This window comes from Mucilaginibacter sp. UYCu711 (assembly GCF_050433825.1).
In the GTDB taxonomy this organism is placed as follows: domain Bacteria; phylum Bacteroidota; class Bacteroidia; order Sphingobacteriales; family Sphingobacteriaceae; genus Mucilaginibacter.
In genome coordinates this window covers 84,966-104,839 of sequence record NZ_JBNPWM010000009.1, presented here as the reverse complement: position 1 = coordinate 104,839, position 19,874 = coordinate 84,966, and the positions used below count along the sequence as shown (strand labels likewise).

19 protein-coding genes and 1 pseudogene are annotated in these 19,874 nt (G+C 37.6%); 11 read left to right on the top strand and 9 right to left on the bottom strand.

What is annotated here, in order from left to right; translation table 11 throughout:
• Positions 1–28: 28 nt before the first annotated feature.
• Positions 29–244: a TetR/AcrR family transcriptional regulator gene (locus ABIB50_RS18870; protein ID WP_429382258.1), complete on the top strand. Its 216-nt coding sequence runs from the start codon at positions 29–31 to the stop codon at positions 242–244.
• Positions 245–336: 92 nt separating this feature from the next.
• Here ABIB50_RS18870 and ABIB50_RS18865 read toward each other — a convergent pair whose 3' ends face one another.
• A complete protein-coding gene (locus ABIB50_RS18865; RefSeq protein WP_429382257.1) occupies positions 337–648 on the bottom strand; it encodes an isochorismate lyase in 312 nt (103 codons plus the stop codon).
• A gap of 77 nt (positions 649–725) precedes the next feature.
• Here ABIB50_RS18865 and ABIB50_RS18860 point away from each other — a divergent pair, with 77 nt between their 5' ends.
• The 3 genes and pseudogenes from ABIB50_RS18860 to tnpA all read left to right on the top strand — a co-directional run bounded on the left by ABIB50_RS18860 (position 726) and on the right by tnpA (position 1,706).
• Positions 726–908 (top strand): hypothetical protein, encoded by a 183-nt coding sequence (locus tag ABIB50_RS18860; RefSeq protein ID WP_429382255.1) that lies wholly within the window; start codon positions 726–728, stop codon positions 906–908.
• Positions 869–1,252, top strand: coding sequence for a GNAT family N-acetyltransferase (locus ABIB50_RS18855; RefSeq protein ID WP_429382595.1), 384 nt, complete (start codon positions 869–871; stop codon positions 1,250–1,252). Before ABIB50_RS18860 ends, ABIB50_RS18855 begins: the two co-directional genes overlap by 40 nt.
• Before the next feature lie 12 nt (positions 1,253–1,264).
• Positions 1,265–1,706, top strand: a pseudogene (gene tnpA / locus ABIB50_RS18850) (IS200/IS605 family transposase).
• 350 nt (positions 1,707–2,056) lie between these two features.
• Here tnpA and ABIB50_RS18845 read toward each other — a convergent pair.
• The 3 genes from ABIB50_RS18845 to ABIB50_RS18835 all read right to left on the bottom strand — a co-directional run bounded on the left by ABIB50_RS18845 (position 2,057) and on the right by ABIB50_RS18835 (position 3,510).
• Positions 2,057–2,221 (bottom strand): lipocalin family protein, encoded by a 165-nt coding sequence (locus ABIB50_RS18845; protein WP_429382594.1) that lies wholly within the window; start codon positions 2,219–2,221, stop codon positions 2,057–2,059.
• The gene (locus ABIB50_RS18840) at positions 2,217–2,507 is read right to left on the bottom strand and encodes a lipocalin family protein (RefSeq protein ID WP_429382253.1); all 291 of its coding nucleotides are present in this window, start codon (positions 2,505–2,507) and stop codon (positions 2,217–2,219) included. Before ABIB50_RS18840 ends, ABIB50_RS18845 begins: the two co-directional genes overlap by 5 nt.
• Before the next feature lie 394 nt (positions 2,508–2,901).
• Positions 2,902–3,510, bottom strand: coding sequence for a hypothetical protein (locus ABIB50_RS18835; protein ID WP_429382251.1), 609 nt, complete (start codon positions 3,508–3,510; stop codon positions 2,902–2,904).
• A 421-nt stretch (positions 3,511–3,931) separates the two neighbouring features.
• Here ABIB50_RS18835 and ABIB50_RS18830 point away from each other — a divergent pair, with 421 nt between their 5' ends.
• Positions 3,932–5,494 carry a Fic family protein gene (locus ABIB50_RS18830; RefSeq protein ID WP_429382249.1) on the top strand — a complete coding sequence of 521 codons (1,563 nt, stop codon included), beginning with the start codon at positions 3,932–3,934 and terminating at the stop codon, positions 5,492–5,494.
• Between the two features lie 979 nt (positions 5,495–6,473).
• Positions 6,474–6,881: a hypothetical protein gene (locus tag ABIB50_RS18825; RefSeq protein ID WP_429382247.1), complete on the top strand. Its 408-nt coding sequence runs from the start codon at positions 6,474–6,476 to the stop codon at positions 6,879–6,881.
• A gap of 2,237 nt (positions 6,882–9,118) precedes the next feature.
• Here ABIB50_RS18825 and ABIB50_RS18820 read toward each other — a convergent pair.
• From ABIB50_RS18820 to ABIB50_RS18805, 4 genes are all read right to left on the bottom strand, one after another.
• Entirely contained in the window at positions 9,119–9,364 is a 246-nt protein-coding gene (locus ABIB50_RS18820) for a hypothetical protein (RefSeq protein WP_429382245.1), read from the bottom strand.
• Positions 9,365–10,367: 1,003 nt separating this feature from the next.
• Positions 10,368–10,775, bottom strand: a complete 408-nt coding sequence (locus tag ABIB50_RS18815) for a response regulator (RefSeq protein ID WP_429382243.1) — start codon at positions 10,773–10,775, stop codon at positions 10,368–10,370.
• Between the two features lie 535 nt (positions 10,776–11,310).
• Positions 11,311–11,730: a single-stranded DNA-binding protein gene (locus ABIB50_RS18810; RefSeq protein ID WP_429382241.1), complete on the bottom strand. Its 420-nt coding sequence runs from the start codon at positions 11,728–11,730 to the stop codon at positions 11,311–11,313.
• Between the two features lie 736 nt (positions 11,731–12,466).
• Positions 12,467–12,802 carry a response regulator gene (locus tag ABIB50_RS18805; RefSeq protein ID WP_429382239.1) on the bottom strand — a complete coding sequence of 112 codons (336 nt, stop codon included), beginning with the start codon at positions 12,800–12,802 and terminating at the stop codon, positions 12,467–12,469.
• Positions 12,803–13,157: 355 nt separating this feature from the next.
• Between ABIB50_RS18805 and ABIB50_RS18800 the strand changes: the two genes are divergently transcribed.
• From ABIB50_RS18800 to ABIB50_RS18790, 3 genes are all read left to right on the top strand, one after another.
• Entirely contained in the window at positions 13,158–13,610 is a 453-nt protein-coding gene (locus ABIB50_RS18800; RefSeq protein WP_429382237.1) for a BLUF domain-containing protein, read from the top strand.
• Positions 13,611–13,886: 276 nt separating this feature from the next.
• On the top strand, positions 13,887–14,450 hold the full coding sequence (locus ABIB50_RS18795) for a carboxymuconolactone decarboxylase family protein (protein ID WP_429382235.1): 564 nt from the start codon (positions 13,887–13,889) through the stop codon (positions 14,448–14,450).
• A gap of 14 nt (positions 14,451–14,464) precedes the next feature.
• Positions 14,465–15,802: a sensor histidine kinase gene (locus tag ABIB50_RS18790; RefSeq protein ID WP_429382232.1), complete on the top strand. Its 1,338-nt coding sequence runs from the start codon at positions 14,465–14,467 to the stop codon at positions 15,800–15,802.
• Between the two features lie 1,135 nt (positions 15,803–16,937).
• On the opposite strand, the gene ABIB50_RS18785 is transcribed toward ABIB50_RS18790, so the two are convergent.
• Positions 16,938–17,159, bottom strand: coding sequence for a hypothetical protein (locus ABIB50_RS18785; protein ID WP_429382230.1), 222 nt, complete (start codon positions 17,157–17,159; stop codon positions 16,938–16,940).
• A gap of 1,078 nt (positions 17,160–18,237) precedes the next feature.
• Here ABIB50_RS18785 and ABIB50_RS18780 point away from each other — a divergent pair.
• Both ABIB50_RS18780 and ABIB50_RS18775 read left to right on the top strand, forming a co-directional pair.
• Positions 18,238–18,612: a sugar 3,4-ketoisomerase gene (locus ABIB50_RS18780; RefSeq protein WP_429382228.1), complete on the top strand. Its 375-nt coding sequence runs from the start codon at positions 18,238–18,240 to the stop codon at positions 18,610–18,612.
• On the top strand, positions 18,596–19,684 hold the full coding sequence (locus ABIB50_RS18775) for a DegT/DnrJ/EryC1/StrS family aminotransferase (RefSeq protein ID WP_429382226.1): 1,089 nt from the start codon (positions 18,596–18,598) through the stop codon (positions 19,682–19,684). The genes ABIB50_RS18780 and ABIB50_RS18775 overlap by 17 nt, the downstream gene beginning before the upstream one ends.
• Positions 19,685–19,874: the final 190 nt, after the last annotated feature.

The following is a 19,874-nucleotide window of genomic DNA, read 5'->3' as shown; positions in this document are numbered from 1 at the left end:
AATCATTTTGGGAAATTTATAATCGATTATGAAAGAAGATTTACAAAATTCTTTGAAACGAAATAAGAATGACACGAAACGCCGGTTAATCGGGTCCGTTGGAGTGGTGATTAAGACTTATGGATTTAACGGGTTAACCATAACTAAAATTGCTCGGCAAGCACAGGTAGACAGAAAACTGATACATCGCTATTTCGGGGGATTAAATGGGCTAATTGAATCATATATACCTCGATGCCTATAAGATTTGTCGGCAGGAAACAAATCCTTAACAGGGACAGAAACTTTATTGAGCGGAAAGTTATACTATCAGCAATAGCAGGTATAAATATTAACTTACGATCGCTTTTTCCAGTGCTGCATTTCTTCTGAAATAAAATAACTAACCAGATCGGTATATATCTTTTCGATAACGTCCGGGTTTAATCCATTTTCGGAGGCCCACAGTCTTCTTTCCCTGAGCATAGCTTTAAAGCGCTCCGGTGCCTTAACATCGGCGACATTTTTTTTGAATTTTGCTGCTGCTTTAACATATCCATAACGCGTACCGATCAATGAAATAATAGATTCATCCAAATGATCTATTTCCAGTCTGATTTCTGTCATATCATTACATTCTATTGGCGTTTTCTTTGGATTATAGTTCATCTTTGTTTTTAATAGGTGTATGAAATACAAATATCTCAATATTAATTTGACAGTTACATCTTCCAATATACTTAAACATGGAAATAGTCATAGCTAAACAAGAACATTTCAAAATAATAAACCGCATAGCGAATGATACTTGGCCACATAAATTTGGCAGTATACTTTCTAAAGATCAGATCACCTATATGCTGGAATGGATGTATAATCCGGATGCGTTATTAAAACAGACAATAGAACTCGGCATCTCTTTATTCTAGCGAGTGAAAATGGTGATTATTTTGTTTACGCTTCGTATGAACTCGATTACGAGCAACAATCTATAACGAAAATTCACAAAATTTATATATTGCCGGGAATTCAGGGGAAAGGTATTGGCCTATCATTGATGAACCACATTGAAAATGCTGCTCTGCAAGCTAGTAACATCTCACTATCCTTAAATGTCATCAAGGAGAAAATTGACATTCCGGAGCCATTGATCACCTCGTTCCGGAATAGCGAACAATTGGTTTCGCGACACTGTGACCATATCAATTCATTAACTATTAATATAAACATCAGGGGGAAAATCCCTCGCCTTCAGGCGAAGACTTTAGTTTAATATCTTTGTTGTATGCAAAACTACCGAAAGACCTCGCATACGACGTATGCTTGTAAGTACCATATAGTTTGGATAACGAAATATAGGAAGAAAGTGATGGTTGGGATAGTAGCAGAGCGGGTTAGAGAGTTGTTGCGGTTTATCTGTAAGGAAAACGAAGTCGAAATACTAAAAGGTCATATATCGAAAGATCATGTTCACTTGTTTGTTTCGGTGCCACCTCATCTGGCGATAAGTAAGTTAGTTAGTGCAGTACTTAAAAGGGAAGAGCTCGTTCAAGTTGCTACAAGAAAACAAACAATTATCGCGCGAATTTTGGGGTAGATATTTGTGGGCGCGCGGATACTTTGTAGCAACATCGGGAAACATAACAGATGAGATGATCTTGGAGTATATCAAGAATCAAGATGAAAATGCAACCGATGAAGACTTTACAGTTTCAGACGGACTTTAGATGGCTTCAGCCGATTACAAATCTATCGCCTTCAGGCGATAGTAGTTTAATTGCCATTCTCTGAAGCGATAAACAAATCGGTGCTTTACATCCTACGGAATCGCCTGGTCAAGCCTCCCGGATTTATTCACTTATATCAATGAAAAGCTGGGTTCAAACCTGGCGATCGAATATTAGCAAGTCTATGACGTGATCAATGTATTATTCCCGAAGTCATCGAAGGTCCGGCTATGACCATTACCGTGAGCGATGATGAAATGATCGTCAGCCCTCAAACTAACCAGTCTGATTACAACACAGATCTGCTGGAAGAACACCTAATCGGTTTTTTAACAATTCAGGCAGGATTATCAATAATCCATCCATTCCAGTTTACTGATCTCGAAGCCGAGTCCAATTGCTTTTTGCAGGAAACGTTGTTTCATTTCCTCGGGCATACTGCTCTCGCGGGACAGTAACCACAGATACCTTATGCCTCTGCCGGATACCAGCGCACACTGGTAATGCTCATCAATATCGAGGATATTGTAATCCAGATAAATCGGCAGAAAATAGGCGACCTCTAATTGCCCGCGGTTTCAGCACCTCGGAATTGATGGTGCCTGTGGCTTCTACCGGTTTGTTTTTCACTGAATTGAAAGCGCGGGTGATCACTTTGATCGTGCCGTCTTTGTTCAGGCTATATTCTTCCGTCAGGTCGCGCAGGTCTTTTTCGATCAGGCTGGGTAGCCTGGCCACTTCGTTACACTTACCCAGGTAGCGTTCTTTTTCGAATGGGTCTACAATTGCGCTCTCCGGCACTTTCTTTTTTGGCCAAAGGGAATAAGCCAGCCACGCAAGGCTGGCACCTGCTGCAATGCGATCAAAGTGGTTCCTTTTTTCATATTAGTCCTTAATGACCGCATAGTTCGACACTTTGGCAACTTTTTTAGGAATGATGGTTTTCTTATCGATCACCGCAGCCGCCTTTCGCTGACCGCTTCCTTAAATTTCCGACTGATTTGCGCGCCCTTATTGGTCAGGAATAAATAGCCCAAGCCGATCCGGCTGCAACGCCAACAGCCAGGCCAACGATCAGGCCGGTATGATCTTCTTTTTCAAATGGATTTTTCATATGTGTTTAACAAACCTGATAGCTTAATGTTGTAACTATTACACCATTTTTCAACCGCCTGCAAAACTGTAGCCACCTAAATCAATCGGCAGTAGCTGAAATATTCCGGATGACCATATCCAGTTCTTTCGCACTGGAAATCATCATTTTATTAATATTTTTTTGATTACCCTGGACATTCATAGATTCCAAAATATCCGCCAAACCCATAATATTAGCCAGCGGCTTGCGAATGACATGAGACTGCATAAAACTGATGTCGTTTAGCTTTTCATTTTTTACCGCTATTTCAGTTGTTGCATCCGCTAGCCTGCTGCGGGTGTCCACATACTCTGTGATATTATAGCCAATGCAAAAAATACCGGCAGGCTGGTCCTGCTCATCAAAATACGATTTCATTTCCCATTGCGTAATAACAAACCCACCCTTACCATCATGTTTTCGAAGAGTTGCCGGGAAAAGTATTCCCGGACTTTGAAAACATTGCATACCTACTTCCGCACAAATGGCAATATCCTCCGGATTCAGCGTAACGGAGAAATCTTTACCCAATAATGAATCATTGGACTGGTCAAAGTTCCGGTTATAGTTCGTACTGACATACGCATACTTGCTATCCATTCCAATGGCTATCGAATAGAAAAAAGAGGAATCTGCTAAAAATTCATTGATCTGCCTGTAATGCTCCATAATGCTCATTTATTAGTAAACCCCGTTACAAGCTATTAGTTGAATGATTTTTCTTGAAGGTTTTACCAATACAAGCGTTAAACAGACTGAATGTTTTGGTTAAATAAAACTTCAACCTTATTCGTACATAGGTTTGAGTTAAGAGTTCCGTCAGCAAGTGGTTTGGAGCTTTTTATTTATTCAGGAATAACTTTAATTCCTGAATAAACCGCTAGTCCTCTTGGTCGGTTTGTTCTTGGTACTTATGAGCACTATTTTCATTCTTCTGACCATTTATTTTTAACACATTTGATTATCATAATTATCGAACGTTCGATTATTATAATTTTAACGCGATTGATAATTATAATTTTGTTACATTTGATTAAGATGAGGACAGCGATAATTGCGATACTTTTGATCAACATAAGAATCCATGACAATGACAACACCCGCAGAAAAATTAGGAGATGCTTTAGAAGCTTTACATACACTTCAAAAAAGGGGTATGGTAGCGATCAATACCAAAGAAATTAGTACCACTTACCGACAGCGGCTGGTAAAAAATGGGTTCCTTAAAGAGGTGCTGAAAGGCTGGTATATACCAGCCAGTCCGGAAGAACGCCCAGGCGACAGCACATACTGGTACGCAAATTATTGGAATTTCTGTGGCAGTTATATCAATTTTAGGTATAGACATCAATATATATTATCACCGGAGCAATCTTTGCAGCTCCATTCCGGTAACCAGACCGTTCCGGCCCAATTAGTGGTAAAAGCGCCGGATGCAGCAAATTTTAAGACGGATTTACCATTTCATACTTCGCTGTTTCACATGCGGGGTGAGTTACCTACGGAAGAACTCAGAGATACACAAATTGGTATTATTGTTTATAACTTACCGGCTTCCCTGGTATATAGCTCCTCATCTATTTTTGCTGATAATCCGATGGACGCCAGGGCGGCATTAGCTTTGATTCGTGATTCATCAGAGGTTTTATCGATACTGTTAAATGGCGGGCATAGTACTATCGCCGGGAGACTTTGCGGTGCCTTCCGGAATATTGGCCGCGACAGGATAGCGGATGATGTTTTAAAATCCATGAAAGCTGCAGGTCATGATGTCCGGGAGAGAGACCCTTTTGAAACGAAAGTAGATGTCAACCTGTCCTTTAGAGATAGTTCACCTTATGCGAACCGGATCAGATTGATGTGGAATAACATGAGAGATAAAGTAATAAAAGTATTTCCGCCAGAACCTGGTATACCACAGAATAAAGCGGCCTACATCCAGGCTGTAGAAGATGTCTATGTAACTGACGCTTATCATTCATTATCTATAGAAAGATACCGGGTTGCGCCTGAACTAATAGAAAAAGTGCGCAGCGGGGAATGGAACAGTGAAGGAAATGAGAATGATCGCAGGCAAAGGGATGCGATGGCCGCACGCGGTTATTGGCAAGCTTTTCAGGTTGTTAAAGATAGCATCCATAAAATATTGAATGGAGAAAATTCCGGCACGGTAGCGGATGAAGAACATCAGGATTGGTATCGGGAGCTCTTTGCCCCCAGTGTAACTGCCGGCATATTGAAGGTCGGTGATCTGGCCGGTTATAGAACCAACCAGGTTTATATCGGCGGGTCCAAACATGTCCCCTTGAACGTGACCGCATTAAGAGATGCCATGCCATTGCTTTTTGAATTGCTTGCCGGTGAACCCGAAGCTTCCGTAAGAACTGTTTTAGGACATTTCGTATTAGTCAATATTCACCCTTATATGGACGGCAACGGCAGGATGGGCAGGTTTATGATGAACGTAATGCTCTCTTCTGGCGGCTATCCATGGACGGTTATACCGGTGGAAAGAAGGGTAGAATATATGTCTTCCCTCGAAGTTGCCAGCGTTGATGGTGATATCGGTCCTTTCGCCAAATTCATTGCGGAACTGGTGCAGCTTGGAATAAATGGAAAACCTGCCGCCACATTAGAAAATGCCAATTTATAAAATCGGATTACAGGTTTAATGTATGATCAATTGTGCAAGCGCAACTTGCACAATTACGACTAATCTAATGCCTCTTCAATACTACTGGATACTAATTCATCGTCATACTCTTCCAGATAGGTTCTCGTCATTTCCTCCGTTTTATGTCCCATAGCTTCTTGTATTAGGCTTAGCCACCCGTAGTGCAGTCCTGAAAAAAACATCATCAAAAAAACTTTGTGGGTCAGCCAGATAGTCTGACGGGTTTTTAACCGGCCTGCGCAAAAGCAGTTGTGGTGTAAATGAATAAAACATGATATGTTTAGATAGTTGCAGGGCTGGTAATTTACAGCTATTTTAGGTTGAAGTAAAATTAGTTGACCATTAGTTTAAACTGACGGCACGATTTGTATTTTTGATATAGATAATCGGATAATTACCGATTATCTGGCTTCTATTTCTCATAATTTACTAACGTTTAATTTTTTTGCAGAAATTAATTAGCGACATACATTGAAATACTAGTATTTTTCTGAATAGATAATAGAATAATTTCGATTATCATATTAAAATTTTACATTTGATCATCATGGATATGCCTCAAATATTAATGGGTAATTCTCATCAGCCGATCACGCATCTGTTATTGATGTCCTGGTTGAAGGATTATAAGCGTCCGAATGATAAGATCAAGGCTATGCTAATTCCTGTGATAATTTCTGAATTGACGTATTGTCTTAATATTATCCGAAATGCTTTTGAGCGTCCGAATGAAATCTTTCATTTTTCAATTTAAATTATGTGATAAACAATATTTTTTTGTTTATTGTTAATGTGGATTACGGTGTAATAAAGAATAATTCTTATTACCTAGTTAAGGTGTAAGGCAAATTTCCCATCGTAACCAGCTAATCAGATGTAATCTCCATATTATATATTAAGATTTAAGAAAATAATTTACCTTTAAATATATTATGAAACCACAAGGATTAAGAATGGAATGAAACTAGTTGAGGATATACCCTCGGGACAAACTAAATTTTTGACTGCTATTGACGGAGATTTTAAAGTTGCTTTAGGTGATGAGCCATTGGACCCGATAAAATACGTCCACCAATTACAAAATCTATACTTTGCTCTTACGGGCGAGGAATTAATTATGAACACTAGTCTCATGCCGGTCAAATATCAAAAAGAAATAAGAGAGGCGTTAATTGAGGTTTTCAACAGCGATTGGATGTTGCGCGATGTTGATCATGATCTGGCTATTTCAATGATATTTGAAGATGGAAGTATTAGTTACGAATCATTGTCAAATAATATAGACGTAGCTATTGCCCATGGCCATTCATTGGAGTTCCAGTTGAATTTTATGAAGGCCTTTTTTAAAAAAATATTAGAGGGTTGAGCCTATGAATCAGCAAATTTTTTTTTAGACGAATGCAGGCAAATACCTGTAAATGGGCTAGATTTTTCATTAGCCGACTTGCCTTTTAAACCTATACCCACGAGACCTACGATGGTGGGTGGGAAGAATAATCTTAAATATGGTAACTCAAAAGGAAGTAAGGAATCAGCGAGCAATGAGACAAAAACCTGGGTGCAGTTATATTTATTGAAACGGCTACCCCGATTTAAAGTTTAAAAATATAAGCGGGGATTTGCTGGTGTTACTATGGAAATGATGTTCCTGCCCGCGACTATCAAGGGAAGGCGCAAGCATAAGGCTCAATAGGATTATTAACCAGCGCAGTTGAATTCCTTAAAGTCTGCAATGGCCAATTTATACATTTGTTACACCATCTTCGTTATTGGTGATGAAACCTTCCTTTCGAATAAATTGCCTAGGAATTGAACGAAGATTATGGAAAAAGTGTAAGGTTAGAAGGAGCAGGTCTAATGAGCAAAGAGCCGGCAATCGCAGCTATGCATTTAAACAGGATCCTGGCGCGGAGTTTAAAAAGATCAAGGCGGAAACGAACTAGCGGCAAAGTTAGTGTCGATGCCCAAACTAATCTACTAGGCTAACTTTATGCCTTCACTCAATTTTTTAACATACATTTCCCCTTTATTTGTTAGGCTAGGGAAAGCAGTGGCGTTTATAAATCCACCAATAAACAACAAGTAAGTAATTCTTACACATTCAAATTTAGTAATGTTAAAATCTGCTATTAATTCTAGGGAATCTTCGGAATTGGGGTTGTTGAAGATGTAAATTAATACCTGATCAAATTTTTTTTTGTGAAATCCATACAAAGAGGTTAGGGGTTATGCACCTTTAAACGCATGCCAAATGACAGGGTTACGTTTGTGGAAAATTATTTAGATTTCGCTTAGTAACAGCCATGAAGGTTGATAAGGATTGATAAATAGGCAGTCAACCTGGCGTATTAACTAAATATTTAATGAAGGTAGTACTACTAGTCATCTTCGATCTACCGAAACAGGAAGGGTAATTTGGGTCTGTGGTTAGGTGCTGACTTTACTTGTTCAGGTAAAATGCGATATACCAGCCTGCGACATTAAATGGAAAAATCCAAGGTTTATTATACGGGACGGAAATATTGAATTCGTCATGAGGACAATTAACGCATTGTAAAGTATACTATCCTATTTTAGCTATGAACCTGGTACGGCTGGGTGGTGGATGGAGACTGATACATTCCCGGTCATTATACCTGCTATTGATATTTTAAAAGATGGCATAGCAAGTTTATACTTTGGAGCAAGGGAAATGAAGTGTTAAATATAAGCATTCCGGCAATAGACTACAAGAGTAATAAGAATATTAGCCTGGCCATGTTAATTAAGTAAAGCATGTCGACTATTAGCAAGACATCTTGTCACTGACCATTTATCGGGTCTTTGTCATTAGCCACAAACACTATTAGGAATTATCTTTTAGGAAGTTTAACCCATAGAAGGAACTAATCTGCCAAGGTCGCTTAATTGCGCCCTTTAGTGTTGCTGGTGACTCAGTGCAAACTTAATAATGAACAAGACAAATATAGACCATGTAACATTAGCACCAATCAGTTGTACACTCTAACTGCAAAAGCTATCAAGAGGTTGCGTCTCCTGTTACTACAACGCTTTCCAAAGTGTTTTATATAGCGCATTTATTTCAATGCCTTAAGGTTGTCTTAAAAAGATGGGATTGCCAAAAATAGTACTGAAGATATGTCACGCAAAAAGCCAATTGGGGCTACAAATGGTGAGCGCGATAGGAGTTTGGAAAAACATTTTAAGCCTGATCTGTGCGTGTAAATGACACAAGAGGTTGGGCCAGATGACCCTGACGATTTCAGACGATGCCTTTTATTATTAGACGCGATAGTTAATAGAGAGCAAAGCTTTTTATGCCGCGGCAATTAGCAAACGGATGGAGCAAGATGGTTGACAATTGGATACGTGGACTGAAATGCTAAAAGATCAATGCGCACTAAAATAGCAAACGGCATGTTTTAATTTATGAAAACCTAGGCTTTTAAAAAATGAGCATAGTCAAAAGGCTATAGAATTAGTTATTTCCTGCCTATCCAAATCAGGAATAGGCAGCCGACAAGCTAGCAGCGACGCAGCACAGCGCACGGCTGTAATTTTACTCAACTAAAAAGGAAAGGGAATAATATGGAAACGAAAAACTTATATACTGCGCTTGTAATAAATATCAACCTGGTCACCGACGGACTTGATGTATTCTATTGGTATATTTGTAGCGAGTTCGCCGGCAAAGCGCCATCCATCATTAGTTTTTTTAAAATTAAAAGATACGTTAAGAGAGTTGTTTTTATTAACAAAAAGGTACTCACCTTTTTCAACTGTAACAGGCCCAGCTAAGATAGATCCATCTGTAGCTTTTATGTAGGCATTAAATAAATGAGTTGGCATTCCAAATAAATTAAATTAACAATATTATAAAAAAAATATTAAAAAAAACAGCGATGAATGATTGCATTAATCTTGATAAAGCGTAGTTTCAACTAGTGAACTTTATTAACAACGTGAAGACGCAAAAGTTATTAAAGAATGCGAAAAAACTTTAGCATATACCCGGGTGTGAAGATCAATGCCCGTGTAACTGGGGGACTTGGATTGTACGGATTATAATTATGAATGAAAATCGGGAAGAATTCCCTCACAACAACAAACGAATTGAGTAATCAACCATAAAAGGCGTAAATGATGAAAATAGGAATTGAATTAATCGCTGCTGAAATAATACGTCACAAAAAAATTGTCTTTTAAATTGCAGTGGGGATTATTTTGCAGCCCCTACTTAAAAACGGCCGTTCAAACATTAAAAAGAACAGGTAAAATGTAGTTAGGATTAAAGGAGTACTTAACAAAATCATTAAGCAAAAAGAGTTGAAGTGATTAATTTTTAATGGTTCTAAAACCTATTGGGAACTCATCGGTATCAGGGAGCATGGATCAAGTATATACTATATGAAAACGTGCCTAAAAAACAAGTGGCTTCGAGGATAGCATACGAACAATTTAACTTTCCATTTCTGCGGGACGCTCTTGACACAGAGAGATATATAAAATAAAGCATGTGAATAGAACCATCATCAAATCAGAAGAAGCCAGTTTGAAATAAATTTTGTTGTCAGTTCCAAAACTAGGTTCAGTTAGATATGGCAATATTAAAAAAACTACAAGATAAACCATTAGAAAAGTGTTAATGGTGTATTTTGGTAGCTTCAAATGCACGTTTTTTATTGTATTAGAAAGGCATTCTTTGAAAAAGCGAAATCTGCAGTTAACATTCCTAACGTGAACAAAATAATGTGAAGGCTCCACACCAAAAACAGATACCACTAACCCAGGAAGCCAGTTTTAATGCTTGATTTTCTCCAGGGACCCCATTCAAAACTTACACTAAGCACCTTCAACCCTCCATCTCCATTATTTCTAGTAATTTTTCAGGTGTAAGATTTTTGTGAATAAACCCTGTAATATCCGGATCATCTTTTGCTCTTTTTAGATCCTCTGGATCGACCGATGATGATAATATAAAGATTTTCGTCTGTTTTCTGTCGATGCCAATCTTTTTATATTCTTCAATAAATTCAAAGCCATTCATCCCACGCATCATAATATCTACAAAAACTAAATCCGGAGCTATAAATTTGTCTCTTAGCATAGTAAGTGCATCTTCCGCGAATTTACTTACAACAAAGTTATCAGCGAACTTCGTGTGTTCAATCATTTTTGTGGTTATAAAATTGTCTAGAAAATTATCATCAATTAATAAACAGTTTTGATATGGCTTGTTTTTTTTCTTTTTAAAAATCATTTCTTAAATCCTTAGATTAATTAACGCAAGTTTCATGCAAATTCTAAACGCTTACTAACCTACTTATGTAATCCCCCAACTTTAGCACGTCGGGCTTACAGGTATTTTTGTGGTTCACGCAAATTATACGCACGAAGCAAACGAGTAATTAACGGATGCAACATAGCGACAAACCCTCAAAAAAACAACTTCTCAGCAAAATTAAGATTGCAATATGGCTGACGCTGAATCCACACGGGTGAACTTGACGAATAAGCCATTCAGATCTAAAACGAAGCCGTCAAAGCAACGCCAACTGGTGTGCATTTCATTTTTATAGATCAATACCATAACTCTTTCGACGAAAGCGAATCTATATGCCTAGAGAAGGAGAAGTCCCGGGTATAATAATAGCCTCCTAAACTTGGTCAATCATGGCCCACTTCAATAGAACTGTTGCTAAATTCTCGGTTAATTCATGCTTGAGGATAGCTACTGACTTTGAAATAAAATGAATTTACAGCGGTTTAGAGGTTTAATATTGATATAATTGACCTCACATTGACTCAACGGGCTTTGGAATATTTGCAGTAGATAACAAGGTAAACCGTTCACAGTGAATTTCCGTGCTGGATTTTTGGATTCCATTTTTGTCGTTAAAGGATCGAGTTTTAACTTTACCTTCGACCCACACCAGGCTACCTTTTTTCAAAAGTCGACCTGCGTTTTCTGCCATTGTGCGCCACATCACTATATTATGCCATTCGGTCTGTTCGATCTTACTCTCTTCTTTAACTATAGATTCGGTCGTAGCCAACGGAAAACTTAGAACCGCAACGGCATTATCTAAGTATCTTAATTCAGGATCTTTTCCAATATGACCTATTAATATTGCTTTGTTTATTCCATACATATCATATTCGGGATAATTGTATGATAAATTTACAGAAAAAACCGGAATAAAAAAACCCGCCACTAGGACGGGTTAGGATCGGCTAAAAGGTTATTATAATTTTTTTTACGTATGCTAAAGCGAAAAAGTTGGATATGTTTTATTTATTTGTCAATAACGATACCTACGGGATTTTTTCAAAGCTGCCAGTTTTAGCTAGTTGGCAATAAGTAAAATTCCTACCCAATGTCTTATACGTTTTAAATGAGCCCAAACAAGGCTAAAAAAAATCACATTTCGTAGATAAAATCGGCGTACAGTGATGCCGTTCTTTCGGAGATCGTGGTTTACGCACAAAATAATTCCCTTGACCCCAGAACTCATGTGTAGTTGAAAAATAAAGGAAATAGACCGTTTGCTTTTCAACATCAACCAAAGGAAAAAGTAGAGAATTGGAAAGCAGTCCCATTGACGGTATAATAAAGAAGCTTACGACTGTTATTAAATATAAACCTTTCGTTTGGTTTAATACCTATTATAATCCGCGCAGCGAGAGTGCATGAGATAAACGATAATTCATTAAAAAATATTATTGAGCAATATTCACTACTATCAACGCTTTAGAAGCGCCTGGCAGTAAAAAAGATATTGGGAAAAGCTATTTGTTTTGGCAACTTAGAAGATTTTAAAAACTCCGAAAAAACTAGATGCATACTCAATTATATTGCTTCATAAACACGAACAAGGTTATAATTTAGGGGTGCAAAAACGTCAATCTAACTCGCAATTTTCATCAATGCATCGGGGGTTAAACATTTTGTTAAGAAACCTGACACATATTTATTATTTTTAGCCATTTGGTTGTCCTTTGGATGCAGAGATGATGACAGTATGAAAACCTTCGTATGTCCTTATCAATATCCAGATCATTATACTCCGCTAAAAATTCAAACCCACTCATTTCGGGCATACGAATATCCAGGAAAATGATATCAGGTTTGAGTTGCCCTGTTTTTAAAAGTAATAGGGCTTTATCGGGGGCCTCAATAATGACAATTTCACTCGCAAAATTGTCCATTTTAATGATCTCTGAGTTTATTAAATTATCCAAATGACTATCGTCAATGAGTAGACACAAACGGAAGGGGGCACCCATAATTTTTTTTTCGGTACAGTTAACCAATTTTGTGCCAAATTTTCTTAGGGAAAGATGGACGACTTCAGTTAATACTTTTGTGTCTATGCATACTACCATTGGGTACGTATTCCTTTAGGCTTCGAGGTGCTCAAACAGGCCATTGACAGGTAATTCGTAGAAACGAAACGCCTTAGTTCTTCGTTTAACTAATTAAAAATTTATTATTTTGTCTGACGAATACTTCCATAAGTTAAGTCTTAACCTTCATGGCATGATTTTAGTTTGAGCCTTTCAAATGTTTAATTACGCATATAGTTTCCCCCTTTCAAGAATGTTAAATCTGAAATTAATCACCTTCGTTTAAATCAAGGTCATGCTATATTATTTGATCTATGTCAGCAAGGCAACTGCGCCAATGAGCGCTACGGATCTTTTATCTTTATTGGATTCTTCAAGGACTTGGAACGAGGCACACGAACTTACCGGTATGCTTCTTTATATCCAAGGTGAGCCAGTCGGCGAAAAGGCGGGCCGTTTTATTCAGGTTTTAGAAGGGAGCGAGCCGAAGGTAAGGCAGATTTTTGATCTAATCAGTACGGATGTCAGGCACAATCTTGTGTCGATATTGAATGAAGGGCCGCTAAAATCAAGGAATTTTGAAAGTTGGCGCATTGGCTTCGAAGCGATTACGACAGTTGATCTGAGCAAGCACCCTGGCTACGTTGATTTAAACAACGCTTTTTTGGAAGCCTTTGATCGTAAAAAATTCAATTTCGCACTCAATTTTTTAAAGACTTTTTACGATCTCAGGTCAAAAATTTGCTAGCCTTGGCGTCGTCTCAGCGATAGGATCTTGGTTGTAATTTCGACCCAATTTAGCGCAAGACCCTCTGGCCATCAAACTTCTGACACAAAACCTATTACCAGCAAACCTGACGGTTGGCTTTTTTAGCGATTAGCAGCAAAAAAACTCGCTGCATAAAATGGAGAAACTTTTAACGCCAAAGACGATACTACCCGAGTAGTATTTTCCTAGTGTAATCATACTGTGAAACAAATTTTCTTTTCCGGCCGTATAAAACAATAATTATAAAAACCAATAATGAATTTCATAAAAAAAATTGTTGAATATGACGAAGCTGCCGATGATGTCAGGCTAATTTACGATGAGACGATGCGGGATCTTAACATTCCTTTTGTTTTAAATTGGTTTAAGTGCCAGGGAAATAACTCGACGCTTTTACGCGGAAACTGGGAAAAACTACGTTCGACAATGCTAGTCGGCAATGTGCCCTTTATTTTAAAACAACTGATAATTTACAATATTTCTACTATTAAAGGTTGTAGTTATTGCTCACATGCACATGGTGCCATCGCTAATGGCATGAGCAAAATGCTTACCGGCAGTAGCGAGATAAAAGTAACAGATAATCTTGGAAGCGATTACATACCGTCTGCGTATAAAACAGCAATTAAAATTGTAACCTCTCTTGCCTTAACCCCAAGAGCGGCAAGTTCCCAGGATTACGAAAATTTATATGATGAGGGATTTTCGGACCTTGATATTCAGGAATTACTTTCTTTGGCCGATTTAACTAACATGGTCAATACTATTGCTGATATCTCTGGAATACCAATTGATAATGAATTAATGGAAGCAATGTAATATTGTTGCTCAAAATGGAAGAACCATTTGATCAGGTACAAAACATACAACGGCTCAGGTATGAGGCTTTTTCTAAATTTGCAACGGCGATTAACCATTGTAATGATTTTAATGCGGTAGGGATATTACTGGCTGGCCAAATTAAATTTATTATTGACACTTTCTTATTTAGAGTATATTTCAAATTCGATCAAACCCACTTAACTTTTACAATATCACGAGGCAGTTGCTCTCTGCATTTTGGGTCGGACGACCGGATCGTACCTTTTGATCAAGATGCTTTAATCCGCCAATTGCCACTGTTTTTTGGAAGGCAGGATATTGAGCAACATTCTTTACTAAGTAAAACCTTATTCTACAACTCCAAAATAAACAGCTTGATTGTACTTCCTGTTAAAAACATTGGCTATGATATATCTTTAACTAATGCCGTCCCTTCCGATAATGCCATGGCAAAATCGGATTTAAAATTTTTAAAGCTAATCAGCGACCTCCTGGGCAATAAACTTTATCAATTATCTCTAGTGGAAAAAGTGGCCAATAAAAATCTTCAGCTGGAGCAAAAAAACATTGAAATAAACGATTTAAACCTCACGCTTGAGGATAGAGTAAATCTTCGAACTTCCGAACTAAAGCAAGCTAACCTAGAACTGCAATCATTATTTTATTCTGCAACACATGATTTTAGAACGCCAGTGACAAACATTTTAGGGTTAGTAAACTTGGGAGAACTATGCACTGAAGATCAGGATATCCTTTTATTATTTGACGGCTGTCGACAGGCGGTTTCAAATTTGGATAAAACTCTGCGTAAATTAAACTCGATGAGTTTTTATGAAAATCATTATAATGATTTTGAAGAGTTTAGGATTTCAGATGTTATTAAAGATGTCAGCCATACATTAGATAATAAAAATGTTTCAATTATTATATCGGGTCAGTGTGATGGCGTAATTTTATCACACAAAAGAATGTTAAGTTCCATTTTTGAAAATCTGGTGGAAAATTCTATGGTTTTCTGCAGACAAAATCCCGAAATAAAAATAAACATTCTTAGTCAAAACGGTGACTATATAATTCACTATTCAGATAACGGAATTGGGATATCGGATGCAATAACCAATAAAATATTCAATATGTTTTATAGAGGCAGCGAATTATCGAGGGGATCCGGTTTAGGTTTATTTGTCGTTAAAAAGCTATTGCGCCATTTAGGTGGAAATATAACATTGGAAAAAGGAACTGATTGCGGGACTATATTCCACCTAATTCTACCGTTTTATCAATCCTCTCAAGGGAAATATACCTCACTAAACCGAGCTAGCATACTTGAGTCCCTCAAGAAAAGCTAATTTAAAGCAGCGAACCTAGGGGTGGAATTCTCATTTTAGTCGAGCCGCTTAAAAATTTCAGGCAAAAACATAAAACCTTAATATCTGCTGGATATTTGCTATTTTATGTTTTTCCTACTTAACTTGCTTACATAACATTAAAAAACTGCCCGTTGGAGACCGGGCAGTTAAAGGTGTTATTTATTTTTTGAAAAAAATCTACTAACATAAGGTTTGAAATGGGAAATTGTTTTCAACCAGTAAATTTATTTTTAAACACTAAAATGTGGGTGCACATATTTATGCCTGCAATGGCTATAAATAAATTAAAAGATGTAGAAGTCGCATATCAGCAAGGAAGATCGTACAAACCATTAGGAAAACCTATAAACAAATTAGATCAAAATCCAATAACGATGGCCTCGAAGCTAACTTGCGAACGGCGGCCCGGAAATATAGGTAATTAATGCTCGACAAGTAAATCAGAATTAGACATACCGCCTGACTCCAGCGCAAACTGACCAAGGGACTCTGAATTAAAGTGACCCCCTAACATGTATCAAATGCAAGAGAAGAACCATCTTTCGGAGGCAACATACCTTCTAAGATGCAAATTTGACGATCAGCATGAGTAAGGCTGGAAAGATTTTAAAGCTACGTAGGCCTAATGAATATCGCTGCTCATACTAATGCATCCCATAATACCGTAAAGAAGTACCTGTCAACCTTCAAAGCCGGCGACTTCACGCCTAAGTAAATCGATGCCCTTAACGATAAAAGAAACTGGAAGATCTTTTCGGTTAAAGTAAAGAATACGCGTCTACCAGTGCTATTCAGCCCGACAGCGCTATTTCACCGCGTAAATAAAGAGCGCAAACGCATTGTTATCAGCCGCTATATGATACGAAAATCAAATGCATAATATGCCCTGACGGCTACTATTACAGCCAATTTTGGTTTTATCACAGCCAGTGGAAAGCTAGGGCCAACCCGAATAACATTTGGTCAAATAGTTGGCGACAGCGCGTGTTTAAATTTGCAGGTGAAAAATTTAGCTATGCCTATTAGATATGCCTGTGAAGGTATTGCAATAGAAATTGGTGGCTATCCTCGGTGAAAACCGACTTATGATGTAAAGCGATTACGAGCCAGCTATTTATTGTGACTTAGTGTAAGTTCCGGTAAGCAGGTTTATTAGATAAATGGTTGAACCTACGGTTAGTGTTGCTTGGTTGCCGCCTTTGACGAAAAGCACTCCCATATAACCAAAAACACTTGCTGCTTTCGTACTAGTTATACTAATAGCGCCCGAGCCACTAACAATTCTTAGGCTTGGTTTGCTTAGCAATACATTTACATTGGTTAAGGTGATTGACACATATCTGTAATTTATTGGCCCTAGTCAGCGCACATAATGTAGTTATTACAGTTATTACAGGCTATGGGTTTAATTACAGCGTTTTGCTATACTTTAATCCATAACAGTTATCATTGTCGTCGCCTCTGAACAATATTTAGGTATTTTGGAGCTAGAATAATATGGAATCCGAATATAATTGAAACTAAAATGTGCTTGGACCAATCCGTTTTTTTTCGTTATAGAAACTAGGTAAGCATAGCCCAGAATCACGCACTATTTTGAGCAGCGAGTTAAAAGGCTTTACAGCTTATTTAGATTGTGAGTCGACATGTAATATTTCTTAGCAAAGCCGGATCATATAAACAGCTGATCGAACACATCATGTGTTTAGTATAATTTTTTGTTATGTTTCAAATTAAACCCTAAGTCTAAGTTGGTTATAAGTTGAAGTAATCTGATATAAAAAAAATTAGGTACTTCGCCCACCTTATTTTAAAGTGGTCCGCCGGTTTGAGACGGAAAAGTAATCAAAAGTGTGGTTATGAAAATTTTGACTTTAATGTTAACACCGATAAAAAATTAAACACCACTTCCCTTATTTGCCTAAAAAAATCCTCTAACGCATATTTTAAAATAACAGTGGTTTTTGGATGGGCCGAATTTGATAGTGGTTATTGCAAATCTTAGGTGTGTAAATGAGCTCATTGCTACAGGCATAACTAAGGATTTATGAACTTTTTACGTTGGTAGGATTAATCGCGTAAATCGCCGTCGTGCTCGTAAATATTTTATACTGATATTGGAAAAAAGTTTTTAAATTAACTTGATTTTGAAAATGATGAGAAAGTCGCTAATATAAATGGATAAATACTATTTTATAACTTACACCTTTACCTTATCAGAAATAATATTAGTAAGAATAACGGTCGGTATGTCGATCGGTCAATGGGGATTGGCTCCTGAATTTTGTCCGAGGATGACTTCAATCGACAAGGAGATTAATTAATGCGATATAAACGAAAATTAAATTTTACAAACAAAAAGTTGGCCGATATGAGATATTTTAATTTCACCACTCAGACAAACTTAGCTTGAAATGGCGCATATTATTGGCCTTACTACCTTTCGTGACACTAGAGGAATCCTAACAGTTTTGGATAAAGTGGTGAATTTTGAAATTAAACGATTGTTTTATATTTATAAAGTTGATGAGTCTGACCGGGGCGGCCACCGGCACCATAATACTTACCAAGCGGCAATATGTATTCAGGGATCTTGTCAAATAATGAATGACAATGGAGTTGAACGGTCTATATTTGAATTAGATTCGCCCGGGAAATGTTTAATTATCGAGCCCGAAGATTGGCATATTATGCGAAAATTTTCAACCGACGCAATTTTATTGGTTCTGGCATCAACAGCCTTTGACCCTAAAGATTATATTTATGAACCATATGATCATACCATATGAAAATCTAAAAGTACTAAATCAGCCTTTTGAAAACGAGTTCAAGCAGAAATTCGCCGAGTTTTTAGACGAGGGTTGGTACATTTTAGGGGCGGAGGTACATTCATTTGAAAAAGAATTTGGCGATTATCATCATGAAAAATATGTTGTGGGGGTAGCTAATGGAATGGATGCCCTCATTTTGTCATTAAAGTGTTGCGATTTCCAAAATGGTAGCGAAGTAATCGTGCCATCTAACACCTATATCGCGGCCATTTTAGCTGTTTTGCATTGCGGTCTTATCCCAGTTTTAGTAGAGCCCGACATCCATACATATAATATCGATCCTGGGAAAATTGGTGTTGCCATTACGGATAAAACAGTAGCTATATTAGTGGTTCATTTATATGGGCAATGTTGCGAAATGGGCCCCATACTTTCAATTGCCGAAGATAAAAAACTTAAAATAATCGAGGATTGCGCGCAGGCACATGGCGCCATTTACCGAGGCAGGCAGGCGGGTACATTTGGCGATTTCGGTGCTTTTAGTTTTTACCCAACTAAAAACCTCGGCGCACTTGGTGATGCGGGTGCTATTATTTGTAAATCTGAAGCCAATTATCAAACACTTAAACAGCTTCGCAACTATGGATCAAATGCCAAATACTACAACCTAGTAGTAGGCTATAATTCAAGGTTAGACGAAATACAAGCATCTTTTTTAAGAATAAAATTAATGCACCTCGATGCAATAAATGAACATAAAAATAAACTTGCCGACATCTACCTGAAGAATTTGGATACCCGGTTCATTAAACCTGTGGTGAGTGCCGATTTTTATAATGTTTACCACATATTTAACATTAGGCATCCGGATCGGGACCGGATTAAGGCGTACTTGCTTGAAAACAATATTGGCACCGAAATACATTATCCAATTGAACCTCACAAACAAGAAGCTTTAAAAGGTTTGAACCATTTAAAGTATCCCATTTCTTCAGTGATTCATCAAACTACGCTGAGTTTACCTTGTTCTTTTGCCCATACTGTCGACGATATAAATCATGTGATAGCGGTGTTAAATAAGTTCGATTAAAAACTTAGGATCTTTGGATAAATGGGTGGACTAACCTTTTTAGCATTTATCATTCTTATGAAATGAAGCTTCCTGTTCCTGGTAGGGAGGATAAAAAGTAGCCGACAATAACGACCCAAAACCTCATTATACATAAAATGAGCTAGTTCATAATCTCCGCATTTTTCATTTAAACATTCATGGTCAACTT

What these genes read in the sequence shown, in the direction of transcription:
- ABIB50_RS18870 (WP_429382258.1), top strand. Translation starts at nt 29, where the DNA reads ATGAAAGAAGATTTACAAAATTCTTTGAAACGAAATAAGAATGACACG.
- ABIB50_RS18865 (WP_429382257.1), bottom strand. Translation starts at nt 648, where the DNA reads ATGAACTATAATCCAAAGAAAACGCCAATAGAATGTAATGATATGACA.
- ABIB50_RS18860 (WP_429382255.1), top strand. Translation starts at nt 726, where the DNA reads ATGGAAATAGTCATAGCTAAACAAGAACATTTCAAAATAATAAACCGC.
- ABIB50_RS18835 (WP_429382251.1), bottom strand. Translation starts at nt 3,510, where the DNA reads ATGGAGCATTACAGGCAGATCAATGAATTTTTAGCAGATTCCTCTTTT.
- ABIB50_RS18830 (WP_429382249.1), top strand. Translation starts at nt 3,932, where the DNA reads ATGACAACACCCGCAGAAAAATTAGGAGATGCTTTAGAAGCTTTACAT.
- ABIB50_RS18825 (WP_429382247.1), top strand. Translation starts at nt 6,474, where the DNA reads ATGAAACTAGTTGAGGATATACCCTCGGGACAAACTAAATTTTTGACT.
- ABIB50_RS18820 (WP_429382245.1), bottom strand. Translation starts at nt 9,364, where the DNA reads ATGCCAACTCATTTATTTAATGCCTACATAAAAGCTACAGATGGATCT.
- ABIB50_RS18815 (WP_429382243.1), bottom strand. Translation starts at nt 10,775, where the DNA reads ATGATTTTTAAAAAGAAAAAAAACAAGCCATATCAAAACTGTTTATTA.
- ABIB50_RS18805 (WP_429382239.1), bottom strand. Translation starts at nt 12,802, where the DNA reads ATGGGTGCCCCCTTCCGTTTGTGTCTACTCATTGACGATAGTCATTTG.
- ABIB50_RS18800 (WP_429382237.1), top strand. Translation starts at nt 13,158, where the DNA reads ATGCTATATTATTTGATCTATGTCAGCAAGGCAACTGCGCCAATGAGC.
- ABIB50_RS18795 (WP_429382235.1), top strand. Translation starts at nt 13,887, where the DNA reads ATGAATTTCATAAAAAAAATTGTTGAATATGACGAAGCTGCCGATGAT.
- ABIB50_RS18790 (WP_429382232.1), top strand. Translation starts at nt 14,465, where the DNA reads ATGGAAGAACCATTTGATCAGGTACAAAACATACAACGGCTCAGGTAT.
- ABIB50_RS18780 (WP_429382228.1), top strand. Translation starts at nt 18,238, where the DNA reads ATGGCGCATATTATTGGCCTTACTACCTTTCGTGACACTAGAGGAATC.
- ABIB50_RS18775 (WP_429382226.1), top strand. Translation starts at nt 18,596, where the DNA reads ATGATCATACCATATGAAAATCTAAAAGTACTAAATCAGCCTTTTGAA.